Genomic DNA, 26,753 nt, shown 5'->3' with positions numbered 1-26,753 from the left:
ACTGACATCGATCCCGATCCCAAACATGAGGTAACTCCGCTAGGCTGACAGGGCCGAGAGCTCCCCCCGCTTGCCCAGTCTTATCAGTGCGAGCGCCAACTCGATCAACTGTTCGGGCGGATCAGGGAGAAACCGGCGCGGAGATCCTTGCTACAGAGCGATCGAAAAGACCTAGAGCCGAACGGTCGTCCGCGCCGGGCTCTCGGCACCTAAGGTGCCAGAGTCGGAAGAGATAAGAGCCGAGCCCACGCTCGGCGCCTTCCGTCTGCATCCACGCATGGCGTGGATCTACTGCAGCAGCCTCGCGTGGCCCCGGCAACAGCTGCGGTACCATGCCCTCCCCCGAACCGCCCCGGTACCCGCCGTGCCCCACTACAACGGCCCCCTGCTGACCCGCGACAGCGCTGACACCCTGCGCCGTGCCCATGACAAGGGCGATGCCGACTGGCAGGGCTCGCTCGACCTTGGCCGCGGCCAGGACAGCGTGGCGCTGGATGCCGACGGCTTCCACTTCCGTGGCCAGCGCTACCCGTGGCCGGGCAAGCTGAAGGACCGCACGCTGTACTACTGGGACGGCGAGGACTTCGCACCGATCTCGCGCTACAGCGGCTCGCTGATCAAGCTGGTGCCCACCGAATGGGGGGCACCGACCTTCGAGATCGACGGCATCAAGATGCTGCCGACCTCCAAGCTGTCGCCCTTCGAGGACGCGCGCCGCAAGGTCGAGCTGGTCGCCCCGGCCGGCAAGATCATCCTCGATACCTGCGGTGGCCTGGGCTACTTCGCCGCCTGCGCGCTGGAGGCCGGCGTCGGCCAGATCCGCTCGTTCGAAAAGAACGCCGACGTGATGTGGCTGCGCACGCTCAACCCGTGGTCGCCGGATCCGGACTCGGCCGCGGCCGGTGGACGCCTGCAGTTCAGCCACGGCGATGTCTCACAGCAGATTGAACAGGTGGCCAGCAACAGCGTCGACGCAATCCTGCACGACCCGCCGCGCTTCGGCATCGCCGGCGAACTGTACTCGCAGGTGTTCTACGACCACCTCGCCCGCGTCATCCGCAAGGGCGGGCGCTTGTTCCACTACACCGGCGTGCCGAACAAGCTGACCAGCGGCCGCGACGTGCCACGTGAAGTGGCCAAACGTCTGGAAAAGGCCGGCTTCAAGGCCGAACTGGCGCTGGACGGTGTGCTGGCCGTCAAGCGCTGAGCCTCACTCCGAATCCACCTTCGCTAGCTTCATCACCCACTTCGGCACTTCCGGTTCACCGGCGTAGAAGCCTTTCGGCTTCTTCTCGGCCATTGCCCAGCGGTGCAGCCAGCTCGGGCCATAGCGACCGCTGTAGCCCTCGGCGCCGCGCGCGTAAGCAGGATCGCGCATCGCCTCATCCAGTGAAATGAAGCGATAGCCGCGCCGCTTGGTCGCCGCCACCAGTTCGGCGAAGGTGGCTGCATTGAGTTCGTTGGCATGCATCAGCCAGACCTGCGGCAGCGCGTAGCCCAGCAGCGCCTGCGACTGCTTCTCGTAGTAGTCCAGCTTGTTCAGCATGTAAGGCACATAGCCCTTGCGCAGCTGCGCCAGCGTCGCCTCGCGCTCGGGTGAGTCGGGCTGTTCGTTCATCACATTGGCATAGGCGAAGGCCCATACCCACTCACCATTGTCGACCGTCACCGGCGCCACGCGGTAGCCGTGCGCCTTGAAGAACACATCCATCTCCGCGCGTTCTTCCGGCGTGCGCCCGGCACGCAGATAGGGGTGACGCATCCATTGCGGCTTCAGTCCGCGCTCGGCCAGCAAGGGCCGCAGCACCGTTTCACCACGCAGGAAATCCTGCTGGAACGCAGGCACACCCTTGGCGTTCAGATCCATGTGCGAATACGTGTGGTTGCCCAGCACATAGCCGGCGTCCAGCCAGTCGCGCAGCATCTGCACCCGCGCCGGCTGCACCTGCCCGTCGATCTCGAGCTTGTTCTCGTTGACGAAGCCGACCACCGGCACGCCCGCCTGGTGCAGCTGTGCCATCAGCGCTTCATGCCGCGACTGCAGGTCCGGCGGAATGATTTCGTCCACCCGCGCCCAGGGCAGGTCGTCGATGGTCACCGCGATCCGGCGGTCCACCTCGGCGGCGTGTACCGCCAACGAGCACAGCAGCAACGGCACAGTCCGCAGCAACCAACGCATCAGCACTTCCTTGCAGTAGCGAAGTGCTGACTTTAGCGCGATTGCGGGCGCGTTGTTGGTCACACACCCGCTATGGGCTGGGCGACGGCACCTGACGCTCGCGCACGATCGCTCGCCACAGCATGAATCCCGCAGCCATCGCCATCAGCATCAACGCGACCAGCACCAGGGCAAGATCATCGGGATTGCGCAGCAGCGGTGCGTGCTCGCGGGTGAGGATGCCGAACACCACCTGTTGCGCCTGTGCCAGCGGCAGCCGGCCCTGCTCGCCCAGTTCCACTAGGCACGCCGCTGGGGACAGTTTGGCTACGCTGATCCATGCCATGTCGTACAGGTGCAATGCCCTGACGGCCAGTGCCAGGATCGCAGCGTGCAGCGCCATCAACCCCCAGTTGGCGCGTCGCAGGCGTTCCGACAAGCGGCCCAGGCGGTAGACGCTGATCGACATCGCGCCCAGCAGCGCCAGTACCACACCCGCCATCGGAATCCACTGCAACGGTTGCCACGGTGCAAGCGCAGTGGACCGCGCCAGCAGTTGTTCGGCCACCTGCATGCGCGCGACAGGATCGGGCCCACCGCATGCATCATCCACCGGCTCCAGCAGCAGTCCCACGCGGTAGTGGAAGAAGCCGACTGCAAGGGCGACCGCCAGCAGTGCCACCACCTGCAGTGCCAGCAGGATCGGGCCGGGACCACAGATACGACAGAAGCGGGTAGCAGCAGAGACCATCGGTTCATCCGTGACAACAAAGGACCATCCTAACCAAGCCCCCTGTGCTTGTCGGCTGGCGGATACGACAACCGCCGCGCGGTCCCGGTAGGATGTGAATGAGCATGGATGGTCGTATGTAGAGGTATTGAGGATGGTCACGCTGTATCTGTGGGTGCGAACGCTGCTTCCGCTGCTGGCGTTCGTGATCACGTGGATGCTGCTTTCGCGCCTGATCAAGGCCCGCGTGGCGCGCCTTCCACGCGTCCCTTTGAACCTGCCCGAGCACAGCAGCAGCCCGCGCAGGAAGGACCGGCGCCTCTACGCGCGCAAGCTGCGGCGCAGACCGGGCCTGCGCACCGCAACGCGCCCGGCCACCGCGCCGCGCAGCTGGAACCTCGCGGCGGTGTTCGTTTCACTCTCCGCATTGATCGCCGCCGTGCTGGTCATGCCGGACGGCGCGCGCTTCCAGGTCATGGTCGAGAGCCTCACCGGCTACCCGGCCACGATTGCTGAAGTACGTGTTCCCGCCGCCGGGCAGCCCCTCGTGCTACAGGCGTGGCAGCCAGCACTGGTGCAGCTGTCACGGCCGGTAACCATGCGCTACCCGATCGGACGTACCGGCGGCGAGCATGATGCGCGCGCCACGCTACCGGTACAGGTGAGGCATCAGGGCGATCGCCTGCAGGTGGCTACGGCGATGCCGGTGGACGCCGAACGGCTGCGTGCGGAGCTTGCGCGCCTGGCGGGAATGCCGAGGGAGTCAATCACCATTCGCCAGCGCGAGATCTCACCCTGGCTGGAACCCGGCTGGAAGCCGCTGACCGACCTGTAGAGCCGAGCCCATGCTCGGCTGCTTTTGCAGTAGATCCACGCCATGCGTGGATGGATGCAGAGCCGAGTCGAGCATGGCTCGACTCTACAGATCACGATCCGCGCGGCAGCTTCGCCGCCCACATGTTGTCCACGAGATTCGGATAACGCCGCCCGTTCTCTTCCGCACGCTGCCGCGCCGCCTCCTTCTGGGCGGGTGACAGCGGCTGTGAGGTCTGGCCCTTGGGGTTGGGCTTCTTCCACGGCGGTGTCTTAGGTTCGCGCATCGCGGCAGCTTACCGTTTCAGGAAGTTCAGCAGTGCCAGATTGAAGTGATCCGCATGGCTGGTGTTGCACCCATGCGGCGCACCTTCAAGAATCACCACTTCGCTGCCCGGAATGGCTCGGTGCGTGCGCTCGCCAGAACCTTCAAACGGCACGATGGCATCGCTGTCACCATGCAGGATCAAGGTTGGCACCGTGATCTTCTTCAGGTCTTCGCGGAAGTCGGTGGTAGCAAACGCCTTCATGCACCCCAGCGCTGCGTTCTGGTCGGATTGATGGCACAGCGCGATCGCCGCCTGACGCGTCTCTTCGGTCACCATCAACTGGCCATTGGCGCTGAAGAAATCGCGGGTGAAGCCATCGAAGAACGCCTCGCGATCCTTCTCCAGACCGCTGCGCATTTCATCGGCCTTTTCCTGGGTGAGCGGCCCTTCCGGATTGTCGTCACTGCGCAGCAGATACGGCGGCACCGCAGCAGCAAACACCACGCTGTGCAAGCGCTCCTGACCGTGATTGGCCACATAGCGCGCCACCTCACCGCCGCCCATCGAGAAGCCGACCAGGGTGACGTCACGCAGGTCACGCTCCTCGATCAACCCGGCCAGGTCCGCCGCCAGCGTGTCGTAGTCGTAGCCCTCGGCCGGCTTGTCGGAACGGCCAAAGCCGCGCCGGTCGTAACTGATCACCCGATGCTGCGCATCGCGAAGGATCGACACCTGCGTCTTCCAGGCATCGGCGGACAACGGCCAGCCGTGGATCAGGATCACCGGGCGGCCATCGCCACCGGTGTCTTCAACGTGCAGGCGGATGCGGGAAGCAGTCATGGGAGCTCCTGTGGAAGGGGAGGCTTTCAGGCTATTGGCGGGCCCCTATCGCGACCGTGATGGAATCGCCGGTCGCCATGACATCGCCTGCACAGGCGACGCCGCCGGGGCCGGGCCGCCAATGCGGGCATTCACTCCGAAGAAGGGCCGTTTCATCGGAAGCCGGCTGCAGCGGCCCAAACGCCATGCGAGCCTGCGTGAACCATCCCCGGGAGTTTCGCCATGCTGCTGCTCACCCTGCCCCTGCTCGCCGCCGGTCTCGCTGCCGCACCGTCGCCCGCCGATGACCTGCGCCAACAGATCCGCCAGGCCGACACCCAGCTCTTTGCTGTGGCCTTCGAGGCCTGCGATGCCGACAAGGCCGCCGCGATGACCACCGGAGACATGGAGTTCTTCCATGACAAGGACGGCAAGTCGGCCAGCAACCGCGAGGACTTCCGCCGCAGCGTGGCCAGCATGTGCAGCAATGCGCGCAAGGGCGGCTGGAGCCTGCGCCGTGAGCTGGTGGAACCTTCGCTGCAGGTGTTCCCTCTGCATGACGAGCGGGCGCTGGAGATCGGCGACCACCGCTTCCATGAACGTGGCAAGGACGGCGTGGAGCGCTGGGTGGGCCAGGCCCGCTTCATCCAGATCTGGCGTCGCGTGGACGGGCGCTGGTTGGCCGAGCGGGTGATCAGCTACGACCATCGGCCGGCGGACTGACACCTCGGGCGCGCTTCACGGGCCGGATCTATACTGACCGGGCCCACTACGACCCACCGCTACCGTTCGATCGCCATGGCTGAGATCACCAACAACCACCCCGACTACGGCCTCAACCAGCAGATCCGCCAGGGCGTGGCCACACTGGACGCCCAGCATGGCCGTCCGTTCGACCAGACCAGTGAGCGACTGACTGCCAGCCTGACCGTGCTCGCCCGCGAGCAGGGCCTGCAGCAGGTCGACCATGTGCTGGTCAGCAATGCCACGGGCAATCATCCGGCTGGGCACAACATCTTCGTGGTGCAGGGCGACCCGGCCAACCCCGCGCACCTGCGCGCGATGATGCCGACCGCCGTGGCGGCGCAGACGCCGGTGGAGCAGTCGATGCAGAAGCTGGGGGTGGCCCCGGAGCAGCCCGCCATGGGGCAGCTGCCCGAACAGCAGGCCCGTGAGCAGGAACAGCAGCAGAACCCGGCACACCGCCTGGGTTGAACCGACTCCAGCGTTGCTGGCGGCCCAGCGCGAGAATGCCGGCTCGCCGTGGCGCTTGCCGCCCTAGGCCATGCGCGGCCCGGACTGCTCCTGCACTTGGCGCTGCTGCAGCTCATCCTGCGTGCGCGACTGCGCAGACTGCGACAGCTGTTCGGCACGCTCGAACGAGGTTTCCGCCGGTGTCTGCGCGGCCACCGCAGTTGGCATGCTGGCGCGCAGCTGTGCCGGGTCGTCGCGCTCGCCCTGCACGATGAAGATGTTCTGCGCCACATCGGCCTGCGCCGTGCGATCGCTCAACAGCACGTGGTCGACCTGGGTCAGGCCGTTCGCCTTGGCCAGGGCGTACAGGCTGGCGCTGATGTTCTCGCTGGTGGCATCGAAGGCGCGGCCCCGCTCTGCATCGAGCAGGGCCACGCCCTGGTGGATCTGCGATAGGAGCGGATCATTGCTGTGGCGGGCCAGATGATCACCGCTTCGTTCGCCCATGCCCTCAGCGTCGCTCAGGATGCGTTGCTGGAAGCTGCGCGCGGGCAAGGGATTGGTTTTCTTCTGATTGAGCTCGCTGTCCGGAAACGGCGGATCAATGCTGTCCACACCATGGATGTTGCGCAGCGGTCGGAATCCATCCTTGCCTGCGCCCTTGCTCTCCAAGGGAATACGGACATCGGGAAGCAATTGGCCAATGCCACCTCCCAGCGCGTTCACGTCGATGCTTCTTTTCCGCTCGATGCCCGCGTGGTTCAAGGCTTCCCAGGTGAAGTCAACGCAGTTGTGGCGCACATCCTGATAGTGCTTGCTGAAGCCGAATTTCTCCGGGTTCGAGCCGAACTGCTGGAGCTTCCTGTACTGCTCTTCGCTGATCTCGAGGGTGCGCGTATAGCGCGGGTCTTTATAGACCGATGCGTCATCCTCCATGATGGTGCCGGGACCGTTCACGCTACCGTGCTCCTTGGGAGCAAATCCATAGCTCCTCGCAGGCTCGCCTGGTGCGTGCAGGACGTAGAACATATGGCCGGGGGAGGACGTCTGCGGAACGCCCTCAGCGTCGACCGCTTGCTTGTGCGTCCTGGGGTCAATCAGCGGTGTACCAGGTGCAGCGATAACGATCTCTACGGTGTAGCGTGGCTTGTCCATAAGTTGATTCCTTCGTTCCTTCCCGTAGCGAGGTTGACTACTTGCCTGGCGGTCGGGCTGCATGTACCCGCAACTGAGCCGAGTAGTGCTGCAACTCCGGCGTCGCCTCTACAGTACGAACCCGCAAGCGGTAGCGGGTATCAGGCTCCACTGGCAGAGCAACCAGGCTCAGGGTGTACTGGCCATCGCTCCCCATGTGCGGTGACGTATACCGCCATTCGCTGGATGCGTGCCATTCTGGAAGCGGCTCACCCGCATTGATCACCCCGGCTTGGTAGCTGTCGTAGGTGGGAACATCCTTCCAGACGTCAGCGCCCCATTGTTGCAGGCTCACCTCGAACGGGACCCTCAATGTACCCACGTCAGGCCCGTCGGGCCTTTGGGTCTCCTGGCGCTGCAACTCCAACTCCACTGCATAGGTGCGATGTGGAATGTAGTTTCGAGCGTTCATCTCGAACTCGAAATTCACCACTTGGCCCGTCTGATCCACAGCGATCGGCTGCGCCAGGTCCAGTGGCTCGGGTGGGATGGGATCACCCCCGGAACAGGCACCAAGTGCGCCCGCCAGCGTGAGAAACAGGACGGCGTGCAGCCAGCGGTGCATACCCAACATGATTCAGATCCTTTGGCTCCCTGCCATGGACTTCAACCCTAGCGGGCGGCCTCCGGCACTGCAACCGGGCAAAGAAAAAGGCAGGGTCCATACCCTGCCTTCTTCACGCAGCAAGCCGCCGGGCGTGGCCCGGCGTCATCGCATCACAGCTGAATCCGCGCCACGCTCTCGTCGGCGCCCTTGTCATCCTTCTCGCCGTTCTTGATGCTCACGAACAGCACGTTGTTCTTCGCATCCAGCGCCAGGCTGTTCGGGTGGGTCGGCACCGTGTAGGTGGCCACCTTCTGGTAGCTGTCACTGTTGTAGGCCGTCACCGTGCCGGCTTCGCGGTTGGTCACGTACAGGCGCTTGCGCGGTGCATCCAGCAGGATGCCCAGCGGGCCGGCATCGGTCGGGATGCTGGCCAGCTCCTTGCCGGTGCTGCGGTCGAGCACCAGCACGCGCTGGCCCGGATGCTTGCTGACCAGGCCGCTGCTCTTGGCCTGGTAGCCACGCAGGAATTCCGAGCCCTGGTCGGTCACGAACAGGCGCTTGCCGGCCGGGTCCAGCGCGATGTTCATCGGCTGCTCGGCGGCGATCTTGTGCTGTGCCACCACCTTGTTCGAATCGGTGCCCACCACCACCAGATCGGCCAGCAGGTTGCTGATGTAGACGCGCTTGTTGGCCGTATCCAGCGCCAGGCCCGGCGCCTTGGCATTGCCCAGGCCGTCGATGGTGTTGATCACCTTCAGCGTGGTGGTATCGATCACGAACAGCACGCTGCTCACGTCCGGCTGGCTGCTGTGGCCGGTCACGTACAGGCGGTTGGCCGCGCTGTCGACCACCAGCTCGCGCAGGTCATGGGTGTAAGCAGCCTTGCCGTCCTTGCCGGTCTTCTTCTCCATCAGCTGGATGGTGCCGACGGCCTTGTTCTGCGCGGTGTCGACCACCGTCACCGACAGGTCCACGGTGTTGCCCACGTACAGGCGGTTGTGGGCGTCATCCAGCACCACGCCGAACGCCTTGCGCTCCAGCGGGATGCGGGTTTCCACGGCCAGCGTGGTCGGATTCAGGCGCAGCACCTGGGCCGGACCGGCGTCATCGCCGAAACCACCGGACGAGGCTACGAACACGGCGTTCTGCTTCGGGCTGTAGGCCAGCTCGTACAGGCCCTTGGCCACAGCCTGGCGCTGCACCGCGGTGGTGGCGCTGGCAGCAGGTGCGTTGTCGGCGAATGCGGAGGGCGCGCCGAGGCTGAGCGAAACGGCAACGGCCAGGGCGGCCGAGCGGAAGAGAGGATTACGGAACATGCGAGCGTCCTTGAATGGGCACGGGAGGGTGTCCTGGCTCGCTGGGCCGTTCTACGACGGCCCGACCTGCATCTGTCTGCGCGGGGTGGGCTGGCTGGGTAGCGGGGGAATGGTAGCAGGTGGGGGGCGTGGCGTGCGCCGGCGCGCGTATGGCAAGCGCGCGGATTACTGCTCCTTCAAGCGGAGCGAATCGGCCACATCGGTCTTGGCCGCCACCTCGGTGGCGATGCTGGCGCGGCGGTGCCCCGGGTCGTTGCGATCGCCCTGCACGATGAAGATGCTCTCGGCGGCATGGCTGCTTTTGGTCGGCTGGCTGAGCAGCACGTGGTCCACCCGCGAAAGATTGTTCTGCTTGGCCAGCACCAGCAGGCTGGCACTGATGCGCTGACTGGCCGCATCGAACGGGCGCCCATGCGCGGCGTCCAGCTCGGCCACTTTCTGGATCAGCTGCGAGAACAGGCGATGGTCTGGATGCGAGGGGTCCAGCAGCGTGCCGGCCACCTCAATCGGCGTCGGTGGCGGCTCATCGCTGGCGCGGTCGCCCTGGCGATGATGTTCGGCCTCGCGCTCGGGCATCGCGTGGTGGGTTTCGGCATTCAGATCGCTGCCTGGGAACGGCGCAGCAATGCACTGGATTTCCGGCAGATTGAACAGCACCGCGAACTCGCCCAGGTTGCTGCCGCCGTCCAGCGGCGCCGGCAGCGGATGCAGGCCGGCGTAATGCAGCGCCGCCCAGACGAAATCGCTGCAGCGGTTGATGGTGGCCGGGCGATCCACATCGAATTCGAACTCGCCCGGTTCCTCGGCGAAATCACGCAGGCAGCCGTAATGCTCCTCGGTGATTTCCAGGGTGCGGCTGTAGTACGGGTCCAGATGTTCGTCGGCATCATCGTGGCGCACCTGCGCGTACTGCACGCCGGTGCGGGCCTCGCCCGGCGCCTGGCGCGGTGGTGCGAAGCCGTAGCTGTGGGCCTCGTCGCCTGCTGCCACCTGCAGGTACATGTGGCCGCGCGGCGAGATGCCCCCGCTCTTCAGTGGGGTGCCGGGGGCGGCCAGGTACAGCGTTGCCGTGTAGCGTGTTGCCTGCTCCATGCCTGTTCAGCCTTGATGGGTGCTGCGGTCCTGGCCGGATGATGGCATAGGTGGGATGGGCGGTAGGTGGAGGACAAAGTTGGGGCCACGACTGGCATGCTGAATGTGTGAACCAGCCAGCAATCCAAGAAGCTGACTGCTTCGCTACTTGGGCCTGCGCAGGTAGGCAATCAGCAGTTCGGGGTAATACGGATCAAGCTGCGTCAGAGGCGAATGCAGTTGCACTTCAACCCGGTATCGGCCCGGCGAGGGATTGCGTGCCCATGCGAAGGCCAGCTGTGCGTGGGTATCACCGGCTCGTTCCAGCCCAGCATTCTGCAGCGCCAGTACATCAGCATCGTCCAGCCACGCGCTGGTTACTCGACCATCGGCGGGGATGGGAATCGTCCGGGTAGGTTCCCCGATGATGGATTCCAGCCGGTGCAACGGCACGTCCGTCCATCCACCCAATTCCAGGCGCTGCATGGAGACGTTGGCCTGGAACCCGGATGCCTGAACATCGACCAGAGCCTCCAATGCCGCGATGTCGTCCGTACGATTGACCCGAATGCCGATCATGAGCGTCGGAGAGGAATTCTTGCTGGGAACATCCACATCGAATTCCACCGCCAATGGTTCATCCATTGGCGAGGTGGGCATGGCGCGCACAAGCGGCACCAGATCCGGACGAAGGGCCTCTGCGACCGAGCCTGCGTCGCGAGCCGCCTCGGGTCGGCACCCCGTAGCCAGAAGAACGAGCAGTCCAGCGAGCATGCAGATCCGGCGCTTTCCTTGTGGCTTCATCTTCGGTCCTTTTCGCAGGTCGCCCAGTGCAGCTCACACGTTGATCATCCCCCGCTGGCCGCACGAATCTGGATGTCGTGCTGCACCCGCTGATCTTCCAGCTGCTGGTCCATCTGATTGGCAAGCGCACGCTGATGCGCTTCACGGCTGACAGAGTCGAACTGTTGCAGTGACTCTTCAACTGATGTCTGCGCCGCCAGCTCCGTCGGCATCGCAGCACGCTGATGGGCCGGATTGCTTGGCTCACCCTGCACCACGAACAGCGTGTGCCCGGCCGGGTGTTCGCGCGTAGCGTTGCTCACCAGCACATGGTCCACCCGTTCCAGGTCGTTGTCCTTGGCCAGCACCAGAAGGCTGGCCGTCATGCATTTGCTGACTTCATCGAAGCTGCGGCCGTGCTTGGCGTCCAGCGCTTCCACGCCCTCGCGGATCTGCTGATACAGCGCATGATCGGGGTGACCGGGCTGCGTGGGGTCCTGCAGCGCCCGATTCGGAGCCGATGCCTCATCCGGTGCGGGCGCGGCCGGTTCAGGGCCTGGCGCTGTCTTGGGCTCGGCAGGAACAGTGACAGCCGCAGTGACGGGCTGGAGGTCATCCAATGGAGCCGGTTCGGGCTCTGGCACGTGCTGTGCCACTTCCTGCTCCAAAGGCCATGGATCGCGCGCAGGCTCAGCAGGCAGCGGCTCCTTGAAGGGCACCGGTTCCACCTCTTGAACTGCCATGTCCTGCTTTGGAGTGGGAGCAACCGCAGGCACCGGGGCCATCCGCTCCGGCTCCGGCTCCGATGCCTGCTCTGTGCGCTGCGTGGGCATCGCCTGCGTTGCCGCGTCCAGAGGCGCGGCAGCGTGTGGCATCGCGCGCTCAGGCACGGCCGGGTGCGCCTGCATAGGCCCGGTGGGCTCCGGCGTCTGTGAGGCGGTACGGTTTTCGGTGGGCGCCTCGCTGTTTGGATGGGGCTGAGGTTGAGGCTCCGCCTCACGCCGCGGCGGATCGCGCGGCTCGGCGTGCCGCTGAGACTCGGGCCTATCCTGTGGGGCGGGCGAAGGCGGTTGCGGGACCGTTATCGCTGGCGACGCTGCCGCAACCGTCGCAGGCGAGATGGGCTGCGCAGTGGCCGGCTCTTCCGGCCGCACTTCCACGCTCCCGTCCTGCTCAGATGGCTTGTCACCGTGCGCCACCTGCGCGGCCACTCGTGCAACCTGTCCTGCATCCACCTGCGCAGCACCTAGCCGATTTGCCTCCTGCAGTGCCTGCCGGTACGCCTCCTGCTCACCCGCCGACAGCGCGGCAATGCGCAACTCGGGCGAGTCCGGCAGCGGCGCTTGCTCATTGGCACGCGCCCGCACCTCATTCCATGCGGCCTGCAGCTCCTGCGTGCTGGTGGTCGCGACGGCGCGCGCCACGCCATCCTGACCCACCTGGTAATGGTTGATGGGCCTGGAGGCGCCCGCGTTGCCCTCGGCTACAGGCCCCAATTCCTGCAGCGTAGGACCCGAAATGCCGTGCTGCTCGCGCGTGCGCTCCGTGGCCAGCGCAATGGCCTGCTCCCACGCTGGTGACAGCGCGACGCCCGCAGCGTAGTAGCTATGGCGCAGCTCGTTCTGGTTCACTTCCGCCGCAGACGGCAACGGTCGCGCGTCCAATGCGGCAATGGTCTGGTTGAACTGATCGAGCGACGGCTGCTGGATGGCTCGGGTCAGCTCCAACTCCAGCGCCATGTTCCCCGGCGCGATCTGGCCAGCATGGCTCCATTGTCCTGCTTCATCGCGCTGGTAGAGCTGGTTGTCCGAGCCCCGGATGGCGTCGGGCCTGGCACGCGCCTGCTCCACCGCTTCCGGCACCAGCGGCACGAAGTTGCTGGCGCGGGTTGCGGCGTAGGTCTCCAGGTAGCTGGCGGCAATTGCGGCCTTGCCCTTGGCGATGTTGTTCTCGATGCGCTGCACCGCCTCGCGATTCAACTCGTTGGCGCGCTCAGGGCTGGCGGCCTGCGTCTCGTACACACCCCTGTCGTTGGCGCCGGACACGCCAACCTTGACCTGCCGCGTCCACTGTTCGGTCTGCGCATCGCGGTGCCAGTTGGGATTGTCCAGACGGCCCTCGCCGTCCTTCGCCGGGATGCTGAAAGGATCCTGCGGCGGCGGTGCCTTGCCCAGCGCCAGCTCTACCGCTTTTACATGGGCGTATGCGCCCAGCTCGCGGGCCTTCTCGTAACTGGCGCCCACACTGCGCTCAGCCGGATTGCCCAGGCCGTCGCCCGCGCTGTCCATGACCGCTTGGCGCTGCCAGTTCAGGCCATTGAACTGCCATGTGACATCGGACTTGTCGGTCTGCCGGTAGACGGCGCGGTTGTCGAGCAGATCGGCGCCCCTGTCGAACGCCTTGCTCATCAGCAGCGCATCGCCCGCGACGATGGCCGCAGGGACGAAGCTGGAGGTGCCAATCACCGATGCGGTGGCCATGCCACCGATCCAGCCACCGCCGTTGCGTGCCAAGGCATGAGTAAGCTCGGACTGGGCGGCGGTGCCGTTGCCCTCTTCCAGCAACTGCGAGGTGCGGCGAGCAGTGATGACGGCGTCGGCGCCGGAGGCGAGCAGGCCGCCGGAGCGGATCAGTTGGCTGGTGGAGGCTTCGCCGAGGAGGAGGTCCAATGTCGCACCGCCTTGCTGCGAGCGCGGGCTGCGAATGCGATGCCCGGCTTCCTCGCCGAGCACGCGCTCGACCGTCTGGATACCCGGCTCTGTCAGAACAACTCGGCCACCGTGGTGGGCATTGGAAATGGCAAGCGACAGGCCGCTTCGCTGCAACTCAATGTTTCCACCGCGAGTCAGTGGCTTGGCGTCATACTCGATTCTATTGAGCGTAGTCACGATACCACTTTCGGAATGAGTGACAGCCACCCAGCCAAGGTCGACCCCGGTGAAACCTTTCAAGGCTTGGATCTGAGCGATATGCGTTTGGTGGTACTCAGGAACTCCGTCAAAAAAATCCCGGATCCGTTTGTTCGTGATCGCAGGCGTGCTTCCCAGCGGAGTATTCGTGTTGAGATCGCCGTTGATCAACCCGACCTTGACCGTGTCTCGCAATGCTTCTACACGCGCCATCACTCTATCGAGGGCGTCAGAGTCATTCAGCAGCGCGGCCTTACCGTCTCGCGTTCTCTGAATCTCGTTCAAGCGCCGAATCATTCCGTTCTGGTATTCACCCAACGGTCCGCCACTGTGCGGCGTAATGCCCATCGCATCTGCATAGGCAGGGTTTGCGGGGAGGAACAGCCGGTTTTCCTGGGAGTGAATATTGAACCGTCCCGCCTCCTGCAGCTTTGCGAGCAACGGGCTGTGCCTCAGCGTCTGCTGCTCAATCGCGTGATGGTCCTGCAAATGAGTGGAATGTCCGGCCACAAATCCTCCTTGACTCAAGCATCGCCGAGTCTCAGCAGTTCACCGCGTCGTAGAACCACAGACCGTTGGACGTACCGCTGGCGATCAATCCCGCGGCTTCGACCGCCTCCTTGAAAGTGCGGTCGCAGAAGACGCCTTCGTAGTAGGGGAGCCGGAACACGTGAGCATCGCCGATTACCTCCCTCCTGAACGCCAAGCGGACGTCGCCCGTCAGATCGTAGTATTTCCCCTCTTCATAGTCGTCACTAACGATGATCTTCAGTTGGGATGCTGCCTCATCCAAGGCATCGATGGTCCTAATGACATCGCAAAGGAAATAGGGGCCACCCATTGCTCCATCAGCGAGTCGATAGTCAGTCTCCCTGAACGCAAAAGCACCTGGGTCCACGGCCACCATCACCTCACGGAGACGCCCGGAAACGAGCCAATAGCCGCTCATCCCAGCTTCAAGATCCTCCGGTGGCCACCCTTCGCTTGGGTAATACACCAGGCGCGGGGTCTCGCGCAGAGGCGGGAAGCCCCCCTGATCGGGACGCAAGAGGAAATTTGGAGGCGTCTTCAGGGAAGACTCGTTCTCAAAAACGACGCCATGCCCTTTGCCGCGCCGTCGGGCATCTGGGCGCAACTCGAAGAACTCGCCCTTCTTTGGCAGATTCGAAGTCATTGCTTGTCTCACCTCAGAATCAATCTAAATAGGCGTTCGAAGAGCTTATCAGAGGGTGTCAGCCTTCCACGTCTTCTTCGAGTCATTCCCGCGTGCTCACAGCCTGAAGTCCCCTCCGGAAAGCCAACCGCGCACTGGGCCGGCATAGCGCACTGCTGCTTTTCTCCGACGCGTGGCATCAGGCACTAGGAGGAAGTACTCGCCAGGCACAGAATGGGGCGGCTTCGACGGTTCCATGCTTTTTCCTTTCATCCAGATGTTTGCACTCCAACGTAGAGACATAGCCGGGTTTCGCGAAGGCATCGGCTGTCAGTTATGTGAAGGCCAGCCACTCATGAATTCTCTGCCGGCATGGGCTACACCCTAAATATCCGCGGCATCCGTCAACCACACGCCGTCGGCATCGCTGTCAGTCTCTATACCGGCTGCAGCCACGGCGTCCCTAAACACGCGGTCACAGAACACAGAGCCGGAGAATGGAGTCCTGAAGACGTGGGCCTGCCCCAGCCTCTGCCGGTCGAACGTCACACTCGCACCGCCGCCCAAGTCGTAGAACTTCCCGTTGATGAATTCCTCGGTGGTGTCAATGAAGAGCTTGGACGCACCTTCGTCCAACGCGTCAACGACCTGAACCACGGTGCAGAGGAAGTGGCGATCACCCCGGCTACCGTCTTCCAGACGATAGTCGGCTTCCGCAAAGGCGAAGGCGTGGGGATCGACGGAGACCATCACGTCATGCAGCCGCTCAGAGACCAGCCAGTAGCCGCTGAACCCCGACTCCAGATCCCCAGGCGGCGGTCCTTCGCTCAATCTAAGTACCAGGCGCGGCGGCTCGCGAAGGGAGGGGACGCCGCCATCCTCCGGCAGCAAGATCATGCGAGGAGGAGACAACAGGCGATCCAGGTTCTCGAAGACGACCCCGCAGGCAGGGCCGCTTATCGCCCCTGGCTCAAGGAGAAAGAACTCCCCTTTTTGGGGATGGCGGATTGAAACCGAATCCATGCACTGCCTCCATCTCATTGTCGCTCCGACGGCGGAGCGAAGTTCCCCACCTATTCCCGATCATGTGAAGGCCATCCGTGAATGTTCCCCCGAACATGCCGCAGCCCTTTTCTACCTTGACTTGCACGGGCCGGCAATCGGACCAGAATGAAATCAAATGATTGTCGAGCTCCTATTCCATCCTGTGAGATCTACCGCGGCCAAACTCAGCTCCCCCTCTGGAGGACGACCGTGACCACGTTCGACACCGCGTGGCTGGAAGCCTTCGACAAGGAGCTCCTCCATCTATTCGCCATCGACCATAGCGACGCCGGCATGGATGAGTACCTGCTGGGCTGCTACGCAGACCTTCCGCCGCGCGAGGCTGCACTGGCGTTCGGCAGCGACTACGACCTGGAGCGTGACGATGCCCTGTGGCCACGGCCGGGCGCGCCTGTGTGATCCGCGCAGCAGGCCAGCACACCGGCATTCAAGGCAGGCGATGCCAGGGGATGGCCGCTATGCTTGTAGCGCACCGGAATGGAAACCACGTATGCCCCGTTTGAACACCGCCCTGGCGCTGAACCTCGTTCTGATGCTGCTGGGCGCCGCACCTGCCATGGCCATGGCGGCAGACCCGCAGGTTTCCACTGAAGTGTTCGTAGAGCGCGGTGACAACCCCACCTTCAAGCTGCAGCAGGCGCCTGCCGTTGTGTATTCAACGGCCCTTGCCACACCGCCCGATACCTTCCTGCAGGCTCCCATGGCGGTGCTGTTGATTGCTCAACTGGATGAGCTGGGCCACGTTTCCAACGTGATGGTGGCGCGGTCCAGCGGATCGCGGGAGCTTGATCGTGCTGCCCTTACCTCAGTGGACCAATGGCGCTTTGATCCGGTCGTGGTTGAAGGCGTCGCGCTGCATGCGCGGGTACGGGTCCGTCTGACCTTCGCGCCCACGGCCGAGGCGTCGCCCGGCTGAATCGCTGGTCCAATCTGTCGCGATTGGCCCTAGGCCATCGCCCTTGCTGCGGGCGCTCCTGCGCTTGGGGCCAATAGCGCCAAGCTCTTCAAGAACGTTGCGGCGCAATCGCTTGCCGGCTTAACACCGTGTGCGACAATGCCGAAAGCGTCAGGACTGGCGATCGCCGGTTCTGCAGTTTCTTGGCATTTGGCAGCTGCGCGAGTATCTCTTGGCGTGCCACCGGAAAAGGGTGGCGCGGGACTCGAAAACCCGTGTTTATGCCAGCTGTATGCGCTTGCCAGCCGACGTCACCTTTTGTGTGGCGTCGGCTGGCAATCCGTTCGCGTTCCATGGCGGGCGGTGCGTGGGGGTCTTCGGACCCGCCGGTCTGGCATTTACCGGTTTTCGAGCCCGCACCGTCCGCCACCTTTATTGGTGGCGCTGCTATCTGTCCTGTACGGAGCATTGCCATGAACACATCGGACTTCCGTTCCCTGCACGCGCAGTACGATCCGGACAACGCTGAGCCCGAGCGCGAATCGTCCGTCGATCCCAACGCCTTCGTAGCCACGCTGCATCGCATCGGAACCGGTGCGGCTGCGGACGGCCAGCCTTGGCCCGAGCGGCATCAACTGCCTGGGCGTTGCCTTCAGCTGGCGGACGCGGATTGCGCGCTGGCGGGGCTGCGTGTGGTGGCGGAGCTGATGCTGGCTGCGGAGCGGACTCGGCAGAACGGCGCGCCGGAGGAGTATCTGGGGGATCGGGTGATGGAGGGGTTGAAGATGGCGTGTGTGGCGTTGACCGCGCAGGTGATTGAGCGGTTGCAGGTGCGGGAGTAGTCCAGTTGGACTTGGCCATCTGTCACGTGACTGCTGGTCACGCACGCGCTATCGGCGGACCGTTCGCCATCTGGTCCATCCCCTATCAGCAGAGCGTCCAATGAAGCCTGTGATCTACTGCGCTGTGCTGCTGGCGGCGCTGTCTGCCACGATCGCCAGCCGGCACGTACCCAAGGCAGGCTTGGAGCTACGGACGTTTCGGAAGGTGTCCGACACTGAATTTTCTGTCATGCGCGAGGAGGCTGTTCGGCTTGTGCGCGGGGGTTTGGTACTGCACGCGCGGTATGCCGGAGGGAGGTACTTCGAGGTCAGTTGCGACGGCAGGCCCGTGATGCTGGTGGACAACTCGTTGGAGCAGCTTGTGATTGTGCTGTATGCGGATAGGGTGATTGATGTTCCGTGCGTTGCGCCGCTGCTGTCGCATTGGAGTAGCCGGATTGTGCTGGAGTAGTCGTTCAGTGCAATCTATGACTACGAATCAGATCATTCGGATCCTCACTAACCCCATCGACGGCATGCGGCATTCTTGCTTCGTAGAATGTCAACATTTTCGTCTATCGAGAGTTACTCGAGCTAGCTTTTCCTCCCGTCCCACTGATTATTCCAGCTTTGGAACGACAGCGACCATCGTTAGGAAGTCAACTTTGCGGGTTCCGCAAAGCATCCCCGATTCGGAGATGCCTGCAGCCGGCGATTATTGCCTACTTACGCAGCAGTACGGCCCGATGATAATTCAGGTACGAGACCTGCGCCGCCGAGAACGGGACGCTCGGAATCTTCTGCACCACATCCCACCTCAAGCGCACCGCCTCCGGCAAATGCTTGCTCAGAATTAGCCGGCCGTCATCTTCAAACGAAATGTATCCACGGTCGAATAGCCGATCGATATGCGGCGACAACATCAGTCCATTGCTACCATCAAGGCGCTCAGAGTTGGTGCTCTTCGCCCAGGGCTTAATGTGGCTAGCGATAAGAAATTTGGGCTCATTCGTGCCGGTAACGCGGCAGACCTTTTCGATGTCGCTCACGTTCTTACGGTAGATCCCCTGTCCCACCCTGGCATTGATAAGCTGCGCCTTCACTGTCTCGCCAATATTCTTGTCCTCCTTGATCTCCTTGACTCGCACCTCGTCCTGCCAAGCGCTCAGGTCATCAATGTCAACGTTGAGCAGCGAAAACAGCTCAGTAGCCATTTCCTGGGGCACTGGGAAGAGGTAGGCCTGGTTGGCTTTGCCATCTGGCTTCAGCGGCGAATACTTCGCCGGAAGACGCGGCCCAATCTTCGCCATGTGCTCGCTCACCTTTAACGGCGATTCCACCAGGTGATAGTCCACCGGAACGGCCCAGCCGTCCCTGCGCCATTCGTTGTCCGTCTTTTTGAAGTCATCAGGGCGATCTCTCGCGTAGTGCGCGCCATTGACGATCGCGACAGCCTTGATTTGAGCGTTGGCAAAAGCGAAGACCACATCACCTGGACGCACCTGGGTCATGTGCTCATAGAAGGGATTCGGCTTCCCTTCCACATTGGTCTTCGGCGACCACAAGTAGCCAGCCTTAACCGCCCGATCAAACGTCTGCTTCTGGTTCACCCACCAGTACGCCATCCCTGCCCCCCCCTGTCTCATCTAATTGATGCGGCCTATTGGCCTTCGAGACGGGATAGTACCTTTCGATGTCGCAATCGGCACGCTTTTGCCCAATAGAGTACTAGGCACGGATGCGCCGGCTTCCTTCTTTAGCTTGACGGGATGAGATGCTCACAATCGGCTCCCTCCGCGCTCTCGCCCACGTCCTCGTGGCTGGCGTTGATAGAGTCTCGAACCACACGTTGTCTATCGCGTTCAGCGCCAGGCCGCCAGGTGGATGGGCACCGGGTAGACCGCTTAGGAAGTGGTGCGGATGCGGACAGTCAGCCTTGGCCGGAACGGCATCAAATGACTGGGAGCTACCTTCTGTAGACAGATGCGAATTGCGTGCTGGCCCGACTGCGCATAGTTGCAGAGCTGATGTGGACTGCTAAAGCCACACGGCAGAACGCTGCTACCGAAGAGCACATTGGGAAATAGGTGATAAATCGGTTTGAAATGGCGTCTGCCCTATCGATTGCGCGTGTTGCTGAGTGGTTTAATGTGCACGGACAGTCCAACCTCACCTAATGTCTCCATAGGCTAAAAGCGTTCGCCACCAGTTCGGATTTGAATGCGGGCACTGCCCTCATGCCGAGGAAATCAATTCCAACAAATGAGCCATTAACATGCCACCGGACCGAAGCCGAGCCACGCCTTTAAGTATTCTAATTTTGGGGCTAGCCACCTGCATCAGGCACTCTCAATCCACAAGCGCTTTGCGTTCTTTAACCTCAAAGAAATTTCCGCGACAGGAACAGAAATCAGAGAAATTATAACCACTAAATACGAAGCCCCAGGTCAATTTCAGAATTTAAATCCTGCTCCCACAAACTCTTTATTAAGCAAATCTCATCATGCGATAGCAGCTCCCTTCCAACCGCCTCCTCGAGCAATTGGATTTCCTTGAATATTATCTTCCGACCCTCCACGGTAAAGGGTCCAGGGCCAGCAGCTCCGTTCCTCCGGACCGGCCAACGATAATTTAAATTCCCTCTAAAAACTTGCAGCCAGTCTCTAAAGTCTAAATATGGCTGCAACCAGGCCTTTCCATTCTTGATCATACTTTCGGTCGACTTGTCCCTCCTAACCACAGTGCAGGTCCAACAGCCAAACCTTCCAGAAGCACATGGCGGAGCCAGCGGAGACTTGACCATTGGGCACTCCTCGGTTGCCCCCCTATAAAGTTCTTCTAAAGCAATTGAATCAATCGACGACGGAAGAGAAATTGACTGTGCAGCAGCCCATACCATCTCGAGATCAAAGTCCAGCACTGGGAGGAAAAGATCTCGCTGAGCACCTTCGCGCTGAACCTGCCATATAGCGCGCTCATTCCCACCCTTCGCTAGCGATCTGTCACGCTGGTGACTTTCGCCAAAGCGCAGGCCAAGAACTACTGCAGCATCGCCGGGTGATGAATTAATAAAGCGCTGAACTGGAAGCACCCTAAGTCCTTTCGTGCACCACCGGAATCGATTGGTCGGGGGGGCATACCCACGACCAACCACCCTAGCAAAGAACCCTTCTTTCAATGGAGCCTTCAGAATCTCTATCCGCAAATTCGGGAATATCGCAGGAAGCTCCCTTCGCATTCCTTCCAGGGTCTTCTTTGCAAACAGATCGAGCTCTGGATTCTCAACTCCAGTATCACAATAGATTACGGTGATACTGTCATTCTCGCAGCCAGACTCTATGGATGCGGCAAGAAATACTTTCAATGCAGCGGTCGAGTCTTTCCCCCCAGAGTATCCAATTATCCAGGATCGACCTCGGCTACTCCGAATTTCTCTAGCACACCTTGAAATGGCGCTACTGATCATTACCCCCCCAGACCAACATTAACGCTTCTTACAAGCTGAGGAACCAATCGTCGAGCAATAACGTTGAGCTGACCATCTACAAGCTCAAGATGGCGTTTGATTGATTTTCTCCATAACAGATAGCAGAGCACCACTGCGACTAGAGAAACGTGCAGGACCAGCCCACCCTTTCCGCCGAGCGCAAGCCCCGAACCCAGGATCGATGCAGCCAGCGATATCCATATACCACAGTACGAACTCGTCACAAGAAGGCCGTTAAAGAAGACCCCCTTGCTCTTTATCTCGAGAGATTTGTCAGAATCGAGCAGCGCGTAGAAATGAGGGGAAATCTCCGACCATGATTTCCCACGCAGATCTGGCACAACCGAAATGAGCCGATCTCTAACCCGCTCATTGACCCCTCCAAATGCCGCTTCGGAAGCCCATTTCCCCACGAGCAAACCGTAAATTCCTCCTGCTATATACCCACACAGGAGAAGCTTGGATGCGTCCATCTTCCAAAAAGAAAACTCGTAGCCCAATGTGAGTGTGCACGTCAAATCAAAGTAAGCCAGGATCATTAGTCCCGGCGCCAATGCTCTGAGCGACTTTAAGAGCGCGTATTCCATGAAGCCCCCCTATCCATTGCGATAGGGTACAGCTTATCCCGCCCCCGTCTCGTGAGGAGCGACGTTGCGACGCAGAACGAATTCACCCGTGACCATGAAAAAGGGCGACCAATGGCCGCCCCTTTTCACGTCAATTGTTTGACGAAATCAAACCCCAACAGGATTAGCCTTCTCCGGATCAATCTTGTACTGCTTGATCGCCCGGGCCACATCCTTCGCGGTCATCTTCCCTTCCTTCGCCAGCGCCGCAATCGCGGCATGCGCGATGTAGTAGCGGTCAACCTCGAAGAACCGACGCAGGTTCGCACGCGTATCCGAACGGCCGAAACCATCGGTACCCAGCACGGTGTACGACATCGGCACGAACGCGCGGATCTGGTCCGCATACGCACGCACGTAGTCGGTGGCGGCAATTGCCGGGCCCTGGCGGCCTTCCAGCAGCTCGGTCACGTAGGCCTTGCGCTGCTCACCTTCCGGATGCAGGCGGTTGGCACGTTCCACGTCGAAACCATCGCGACGCAGTTCGTTGAAGCTCGGGCAGCTCCAGATATCGGCGGTCACGCCGAAGTCCTTGTCCAGCAGCTCGGCGGCGGCAATGGCTTCGCGCAGGATGGTGCCCGAGCCCAGCAGCTGCACGCGCAGCTCGCCCTTCTTCGGCTTGCCGGCGTCGGTCAGCAGGTACATGCCCTTGACGATGCCTTCGGCCGCGCCTTCCGGCATTTCCGGGTGGGTGTAGTTCTCGTTCATCAGGGTGACGTAGTAGTACTCGTCAATCTGATCTTCCATCATCGCCTTGGTGCCGTGCTGCAGGATCACCGTCACTTCGAAGCCGAAGGTCGGGTCGTAGCTGCGCACGTTCGGGATGCCACCGGCTACCAGATGGCTGAAGCCATCTTCGTGCTGCAGGCCTTCACCGTTCAGCGTGGTGCGGCCGGCGGTACCACCCAGCAGGAAGCCGCGGGTACGCATGTCGGCGGCCTGCCAGGCGATGTCGCCCACGCGCTGGAAGCCGAACATCGAGTAGTAGATGTAGAACGGCAGCATCGGCACGTTGCTGACCGAGTAGCTGGTACCGGCCGCCATCCACGAGCTGATCGCACCCGGCTCGCTGATGCCCTGCTGCAGCACCTGGCCGCTCTGGTCTTCGCGGTAGAACATCAGCTGGTCGGCGTCCACCGGCTTGTACTTCTGGCCGAACGGCGCGTAGATGCCGATCTGGCGGAACAGGCCTTCCATGCCGAAGGTACGGGCTTCGTCGGCCACGATCGGCACGATGTGCGGGCCCAGTTCCTTGTCGCGCAGGGTGATGTTCAGGCTCTGCACGAAGGCCATGGTGGTGGAGTAGCTGCGCTCGCCGCTGCTCTTCAGCAGGCGGTCGTAGGCTTCCAGCTTCGGCGCCACGAAGGTCTTGTCGGCCTTGCGGCGGCGCTGCGGCAGGTAACCGCCCAGCGAAGCACGGCGTTCCTGCAGGTACTGCACTTCCGGCGAATCCGGGCCAGGGTGGTAGAACGGCACCTGGCCGTCGGCCAGCTGCGCGTCGGTCACCGGAATGTTGAAGCGGTCGCGGAAGTGGCGCACCGCTTCGTCGTCCAGCTTCTTGGTCTGGTGGGTCGGGTTCAGTGCCTCACCGGCGCTGCCCATGCCGTAACCCTTCACGGTCTTGGCCAGGATGACGGTCGGCATGCCCTTGGTGTTCACGGCCTGGTGGTAGGCGGCGTACACCTTGTGCGGGTCGTGGCCACCACGGTTCAGGCGCCAGATGTCGTCGTCGCTCAGGCCGGCCACCATCGCAGCGGTTTCCGGGTACTTGCCGAAGAAATGCTCGCGGGTATACGCGCCGCCGAAGGCCTTGCAGTTCTGGTATTCGCCGTCGACGGTTTCCATCATCAGCTTCTTCAGGACGCCGTCGCTGTCCTTGGCCAGCAGGGCATCCCAGTAACCGCCCCACAGCAGCTTGATCACGTTCCAGCCGCCGCCACGGAACACGCCTTCCAGTTCCTGGATGATCTTGCCGTTGCCGCGCACCGGGCCGTCCAGGCGCTGCAGGTTGCAGTTCACCACGAAGATCAGGTTGTCCAGGCCTTCACGGCCGGCCAGGGCGATGGCACCCAGGGTTTCCGGCTCGTCGCTCTCGCCGTCGCCGATGAAGCACCACACCTTGCGGTCGGACTTCTCGATCAGGCCACGGTTTTCCAGGTAGCGCATGAACTGCGCCTGGTAGATGGCGGCCAGTGGGCCCAGGCCCATCGACACGGTCGGGGTCTGCCAGTATTCCGGCATCAGCCACGGGTGCGGGTACGAGGACAGGCCACCGCCGTCCACTTCCATGCGGAACTTGTCCAGCTGCTCTTCGCTGATGCGGCCTTCCAGGAAGGAACGCGCGTAGATGCCCGGGGCGCTGTGGCCCTGGATGAACAGCAGGTCGCCCGGGTGGTTTTCGCTCGGGGCGCGCCAGAAGTGGTTGAAGCCCACGTCGTACAGGGTGGCGCCGGAGGCGAACGAGGCGATGTGGCCGCCCAGGTCACCCGGCTTGCGGTTGGCGCGCACCACGGTGGCCATCGCGTTCCAGCGGATGATCGAACGGATGCGCCATTCCAGCTCGGCATTGCCCGGGCTCTTGGCCTCGAGCTGCGGCTCGATGGTGTTGACGTACTCGGTGGTGGGAGAGAACGGCAGGTAGGCGCCCGAACGACGGGTCAGTTCCACCATGCCTTCCAGCAGCTGATGCGCGCGCTCGGAGCCCTCGACATCAATAACGGCCTTCAACGACTCGATCCACTCCTGGGTTTCCACAGGATTCGGGTCGTTGTTCAGCACCTCGTTCAACCAGTTCATTAGCGCTCCCATAACCGCACGCACGCGCGCGACTGTTGTATAGATTTCTAGACCGCAAAGTGTAGCGCACCAAGGGCTTTCGTCACTTGGCTACGCAGGCGTATGGATGCAACCGGCCAGTGTCCGCAAGGGGCTTGCCGGGCCCGCTGAAGGCCCTGCGGCGGGCCTTGTTGGCTGCGCGGGCTGTCGCTTGCGGGCCGCTGCGCCCATGCGCAGGACGCAGTGTTACCGCTGCCGATGACGGTTGTAGGGCAGGGTGGCGAACCTGCCCGCGAGTGCCCCGGCGCTGGCGCTGAACCGGCGACAACATGTCGCAGCCGCCTCTGGATCGGCGCTGGCATTGGGCCCAGGGTAGACCGTGAGTGAGGGGCCTGGGCGCCCCGCTCCCTTCCACAGCATCGCCGGGGCGCCCTGCAAGGGGCGCCCCTTTTGCTGTGCGCGCGGCCGGCCATGGCCCAAAACGGACCTGCTTGTGGCCGGATCGATGATTGTCGTCTTCGATATATCGATATATCGTTTGCACACTCGTTTACCGATATATCGAAATGAGCCGTACCGCTTCTCCCAGAGCCCGTTCCACCGATCCGGAAGTGCCACGCCGCAACGGCCAGCCGCGGGTGCTCAGCCGCGGCGACCTGCGCCTGCTGGTGCTGGCCCTGATCGGCGAGCAGCCGCGCCACGGCTACGAGCTGATGCAGCTGATCAGCAACCAGTTCATGCAGGCCTACACGCCCAGCGCCGGCACCATGTACCCGCTGCTGGCCAGCTTCGAGCAGGCTGGCTGGATCGAAGCCGAGGAAGTGGACGGCAAGCGGATCTTCCGCATCACCGCCGCCGGCGAGTTCGAGCTGAAGGTGCAGCGCACCCAGGTGCGCCTGGCGCAGCGGCGTGCCTTCGACCGCGCCCGCGAGATCACCAAGGCCTCGCTGCCGCCGCCGCTGGCCGGTGCCCTGCGCGAGTTCAAGCGGGCGCTGGTGCATCACCACGGCCGCTGGGCCGAGGGCGAGGCGGAAGAAGTGGCGGCCCTGCTGACGCGGGCGTCCGCGCTGCTCAACGGTACCGCCGGTAGCGAGAGCCAACCCTTTTCTTCTACGACCCAGCCAGACTGACTCCAGCCAGGTCGCCCCTACGCCGCGCGCCCCCGCGCGACACCTTTACAGGTAGCCCCATGACCGAACACAACAACACGCGCCTGCGCCTGGATGTGCGCTTCCGTGAACTGACCGTGCTGCGCACCGAAGAGGTCACCCCGCACATGCGCCGCGTGGTGCTGGGTGGCGACGATCTGGCCGGCTTCGATTCGCCGGGCGCCGACGACCACATCAAGCTGTTCTTCCCCAACAGCAGCGGTGAGATGGTGCTGCCAACCATGACCGCCGAGGGCCCGCGCTACCCGGAAGGCAAGGAGCATTCGCCGGCCCGCGACTACACCCCGCGCTGGTGGGACCACGAAACCGGCGAGCTGGCCATCGACTTCGTGCTGCACGACCAGGGCATCGCCGGGCCGTGGGCCGAGCAGGCCCAGCCGGGCGATGTGCTGGTGATCGGCGGCCCGCGCGGCTCGTTCGTGGTGGCCGACAGCTACGACGCCTATGTGCTGATCGGCGATGAAACCGCGCTGCCGGCCATCGCCCGCTGGCTGGACGTGCTGCCGGACGGCGCCGAGGTGCAGGCCTTCATCGAAGTGAGCGATGAGGCCGAACGCCAGGACCTGCCGCAGTACGAGAACGTGCGTATCCACTGGCTGGAGCGCAACGGCTTCCCGGCGGCCAGCAGCACGCTGCTGGAAGACATGCTGACCGACTTCGAAGCGCCGGATGGCGATGTCTTCTACTGGATCGCCACCGAATCGCGCCGCGCCCGGATGATGCGCAAGTTCATCGAAGGCCATCTGGGCGTACCGCGCGACTGGATCCGCTCGACCGGCTACTGGAAGGCCCACCCGGACGAAACCGACGGCGATTGACCCAAAGACGGTAGGTGCGGACCCTGCTTGGTGGGTGCGGACCGTTGGTCCGCACGCCCTGCAACAGGTAGTGGCGGGGGGGGGGCGGCCCCCCCCACACACAAAGGGCGGCGCCCGGCCACGGCGGGCCCGCCCGCCCCC

Annotated in this window: 26 protein-coding genes; 10 read left to right on the top strand and 16 right to left on the bottom strand. The window is 62.9% G+C overall.

Translation table 11 applies throughout. From position 1 onward, the window contains the following. Positions 1–364 precede the first annotated feature (364 nt). Complete coding sequence (locus ACJ7C5_RS17795) at positions 365–1,207, top strand: class I SAM-dependent methyltransferase (protein ID WP_412704670.1); 843 nt, start codon at positions 365–367, stop codon at positions 1,205–1,207. Between the two features lie 3 nt (positions 1,208–1,210). Here the strand turns inward: ACJ7C5_RS17795 and ACJ7C5_RS17790 are convergent, their stop codons facing one another. Continuing rightward, a complete protein-coding gene (locus ACJ7C5_RS17790; RefSeq protein WP_412704669.1) occupies positions 1,211–2,179 on the bottom strand; it encodes a polysaccharide deacetylase family protein in 969 nt (322 codons plus the stop codon). A gap of 70 nt (positions 2,180–2,249) precedes the next feature. Further along, complete coding sequence (locus tag ACJ7C5_RS17785) at positions 2,250–2,909, bottom strand: hypothetical protein (RefSeq protein ID WP_088023796.1); 660 nt, start codon at positions 2,907–2,909, stop codon at positions 2,250–2,252. 133 nt (positions 2,910–3,042) lie between these two features. On the opposite strand from ACJ7C5_RS17785, the gene ACJ7C5_RS17780 reads away from it, so the two are divergent. Beyond that, positions 3,043–3,723: a hypothetical protein gene (locus ACJ7C5_RS17780; protein WP_412704668.1), complete on the top strand. Its 681-nt coding sequence runs from the start codon at positions 3,043–3,045 to the stop codon at positions 3,721–3,723. Positions 3,724–3,814: 91 nt separating this feature from the next. On the opposite strand, the gene ACJ7C5_RS17775 is transcribed toward ACJ7C5_RS17780, so the two are convergent. Continuing rightward, positions 3,815–3,988 (bottom strand): hypothetical protein, encoded by a 174-nt coding sequence (locus ACJ7C5_RS17775; RefSeq protein WP_097048477.1) that lies wholly within the window; start codon positions 3,986–3,988, stop codon positions 3,815–3,817. Between the two features lie 9 nt (positions 3,989–3,997). Continuing rightward, positions 3,998–4,810 carry an alpha/beta fold hydrolase gene (locus ACJ7C5_RS17770; RefSeq protein ID WP_412704667.1) on the bottom strand — a complete coding sequence of 271 codons (813 nt, stop codon included), beginning with the start codon at positions 4,808–4,810 and terminating at the stop codon, positions 3,998–4,000. A 222-nt stretch (positions 4,811–5,032) separates the two neighbouring features. Between ACJ7C5_RS17770 and ACJ7C5_RS17765 the strand changes: the two genes are divergently transcribed. Continuing rightward, complete coding sequence (locus ACJ7C5_RS17765) at positions 5,033–5,512, top strand: nuclear transport factor 2 family protein (RefSeq protein ID WP_412704666.1); 480 nt, start codon at positions 5,033–5,035, stop codon at positions 5,510–5,512. Positions 5,513–5,587: 75 nt separating this feature from the next. Next, positions 5,588–6,004, top strand: a complete 417-nt coding sequence (locus tag ACJ7C5_RS17760; RefSeq protein WP_412704665.1) for an XVIPCD domain-containing protein — start codon at positions 5,588–5,590, stop codon at positions 6,002–6,004. Positions 6,005–6,067: 63 nt separating this feature from the next. Here ACJ7C5_RS17760 and ACJ7C5_RS17755 read toward each other — a convergent pair whose 3' ends face one another. From ACJ7C5_RS17755 to ACJ7C5_RS17720, 8 genes are all read right to left on the bottom strand, one after another. Beyond that, positions 6,068–7,138 (bottom strand): XVIPCD domain-containing protein, encoded by a 1,071-nt coding sequence (locus ACJ7C5_RS17755; protein ID WP_412704664.1) that lies wholly within the window; start codon positions 7,136–7,138, stop codon positions 6,068–6,070. 37 nt (positions 7,139–7,175) lie between these two features. Then, positions 7,176–7,751, bottom strand: coding sequence for a hypothetical protein (locus ACJ7C5_RS17750; protein WP_125432484.1), 576 nt, complete (start codon positions 7,749–7,751; stop codon positions 7,176–7,178). A gap of 143 nt (positions 7,752–7,894) precedes the next feature. Then, a complete protein-coding gene (locus ACJ7C5_RS17745; RefSeq protein WP_412704663.1) occupies positions 7,895–9,040 on the bottom strand; it encodes a YncE family protein in 1,146 nt (381 codons plus the stop codon). 165 nt (positions 9,041–9,205) lie between these two features. Then, on the bottom strand, positions 9,206–10,132 hold the full coding sequence (locus ACJ7C5_RS17740; protein WP_412704662.1) for an XVIPCD domain-containing protein: 927 nt from the start codon (positions 10,130–10,132) through the stop codon (positions 9,206–9,208). Between the two features lie 144 nt (positions 10,133–10,276). Further along, on the bottom strand, positions 10,277–10,915 hold the full coding sequence (locus tag ACJ7C5_RS17735; protein ID WP_412704661.1) for a hypothetical protein: 639 nt from the start codon (positions 10,913–10,915) through the stop codon (positions 10,277–10,279). 44 nt (positions 10,916–10,959) lie between these two features. Further along, complete coding sequence (locus ACJ7C5_RS17730) at positions 10,960–14,313, bottom strand: XVIPCD domain-containing protein (protein WP_412704660.1); 3,354 nt, start codon at positions 14,311–14,313, stop codon at positions 10,960–10,962. A 31-nt stretch (positions 14,314–14,344) separates the two neighbouring features. Next, positions 14,345–14,977, bottom strand: a complete 633-nt coding sequence (locus ACJ7C5_RS17725) for a DUF1629 domain-containing protein (RefSeq protein WP_412704659.1) — start codon at positions 14,975–14,977, stop codon at positions 14,345–14,347. Between the two features lie 363 nt (positions 14,978–15,340). Beyond that, positions 15,341–15,979: a DUF1629 domain-containing protein gene (locus tag ACJ7C5_RS17720; protein WP_412704658.1), complete on the bottom strand. Its 639-nt coding sequence runs from the start codon at positions 15,977–15,979 to the stop codon at positions 15,341–15,343. A 231-nt stretch (positions 15,980–16,210) separates the two neighbouring features. Between ACJ7C5_RS17720 and ACJ7C5_RS17715 the strand changes: the two genes are divergently transcribed. The 4 genes from ACJ7C5_RS17715 to ACJ7C5_RS17700 all read left to right on the top strand — a co-directional run bounded on the left by ACJ7C5_RS17715 (position 16,211) and on the right by ACJ7C5_RS17700 (position 18,209). Continuing rightward, on the top strand, positions 16,211–16,420 hold the full coding sequence (locus ACJ7C5_RS17715; RefSeq protein ID WP_412704657.1) for a hypothetical protein: 210 nt from the start codon (positions 16,211–16,213) through the stop codon (positions 16,418–16,420). 91 nt (positions 16,421–16,511) lie between these two features. Further along, on the top strand, positions 16,512–16,937 hold the full coding sequence (locus ACJ7C5_RS17710) for an energy transducer TonB (protein ID WP_412704656.1): 426 nt from the start codon (positions 16,512–16,514) through the stop codon (positions 16,935–16,937). 452 nt (positions 16,938–17,389) lie between these two features. Beyond that, positions 17,390–17,758, top strand: coding sequence for a hypothetical protein (locus ACJ7C5_RS17705; RefSeq protein WP_412704655.1), 369 nt, complete (start codon positions 17,390–17,392; stop codon positions 17,756–17,758). A gap of 100 nt (positions 17,759–17,858) precedes the next feature. Then, the gene (locus tag ACJ7C5_RS17700) at positions 17,859–18,209 is read left to right on the top strand and encodes a hypothetical protein (RefSeq protein ID WP_412704654.1); all 351 of its coding nucleotides are present in this window, start codon (positions 17,859–17,861) and stop codon (positions 18,207–18,209) included. Positions 18,210–18,459: 250 nt separating this feature from the next. Here the strand turns inward: ACJ7C5_RS17700 and ACJ7C5_RS17695 are convergent, their stop codons facing one another. The 4 genes from ACJ7C5_RS17695 to aceE all read right to left on the bottom strand — a co-directional run bounded on the left by ACJ7C5_RS17695 (position 18,460) and on the right by aceE (position 24,646). Continuing rightward, positions 18,460–19,347 (bottom strand): HNH endonuclease, encoded by an 888-nt coding sequence (locus tag ACJ7C5_RS17695; protein ID WP_412704653.1) that lies wholly within the window; start codon positions 19,345–19,347, stop codon positions 18,460–18,462. Between the two features lie 818 nt (positions 19,348–20,165). Beyond that, a complete protein-coding gene (locus ACJ7C5_RS17690; RefSeq protein WP_412704652.1) occupies positions 20,166–21,203 on the bottom strand; it encodes a phosphoadenosine phosphosulfate reductase domain-containing protein in 1,038 nt (345 codons plus the stop codon). Then, positions 21,203–21,811, bottom strand: a complete 609-nt coding sequence (locus ACJ7C5_RS17685; protein ID WP_412704651.1) for a hypothetical protein — start codon at positions 21,809–21,811, stop codon at positions 21,203–21,205. Before ACJ7C5_RS17685 ends, ACJ7C5_RS17690 begins: the two co-directional genes overlap by 1 nt. Before the next feature lie 147 nt (positions 21,812–21,958). Continuing rightward, the gene (gene aceE / locus ACJ7C5_RS17680; RefSeq protein WP_412704650.1) at positions 21,959–24,646 is read right to left on the bottom strand and encodes a pyruvate dehydrogenase (acetyl-transferring), homodimeric type; all 2,688 of its coding nucleotides are present in this window, start codon (positions 24,644–24,646) and stop codon (positions 21,959–21,961) included. 545 nt (positions 24,647–25,191) lie between these two features. Between aceE and ACJ7C5_RS17675 the strand changes: the two genes are divergently transcribed. Continuing rightward, on the top strand, positions 25,192–25,755 hold the full coding sequence (locus tag ACJ7C5_RS17675; protein ID WP_412704649.1) for a PadR family transcriptional regulator: 564 nt from the start codon (positions 25,192–25,194) through the stop codon (positions 25,753–25,755). A 59-nt stretch (positions 25,756–25,814) separates the two neighbouring features. Further along, the gene (locus ACJ7C5_RS17670) at positions 25,815–26,612 is read left to right on the top strand and encodes a siderophore-interacting protein (protein WP_412704648.1); all 798 of its coding nucleotides are present in this window, start codon (positions 25,815–25,817) and stop codon (positions 26,610–26,612) included. The last annotated feature ends 141 nt before the right edge of the window (positions 26,613–26,753 follow it).

Origin of the sequence: Nocardiopsis yanglingensis, assembly GCF_045809185.1 — a bacterium.
Classification (GTDB): Bacteria; Pseudomonadota; Gammaproteobacteria; order Xanthomonadales; family Xanthomonadaceae; genus Stenotrophomonas; species Stenotrophomonas yanglingensis.
This window is presented reverse-complemented; position numbering and strand designations above follow the sequence as displayed.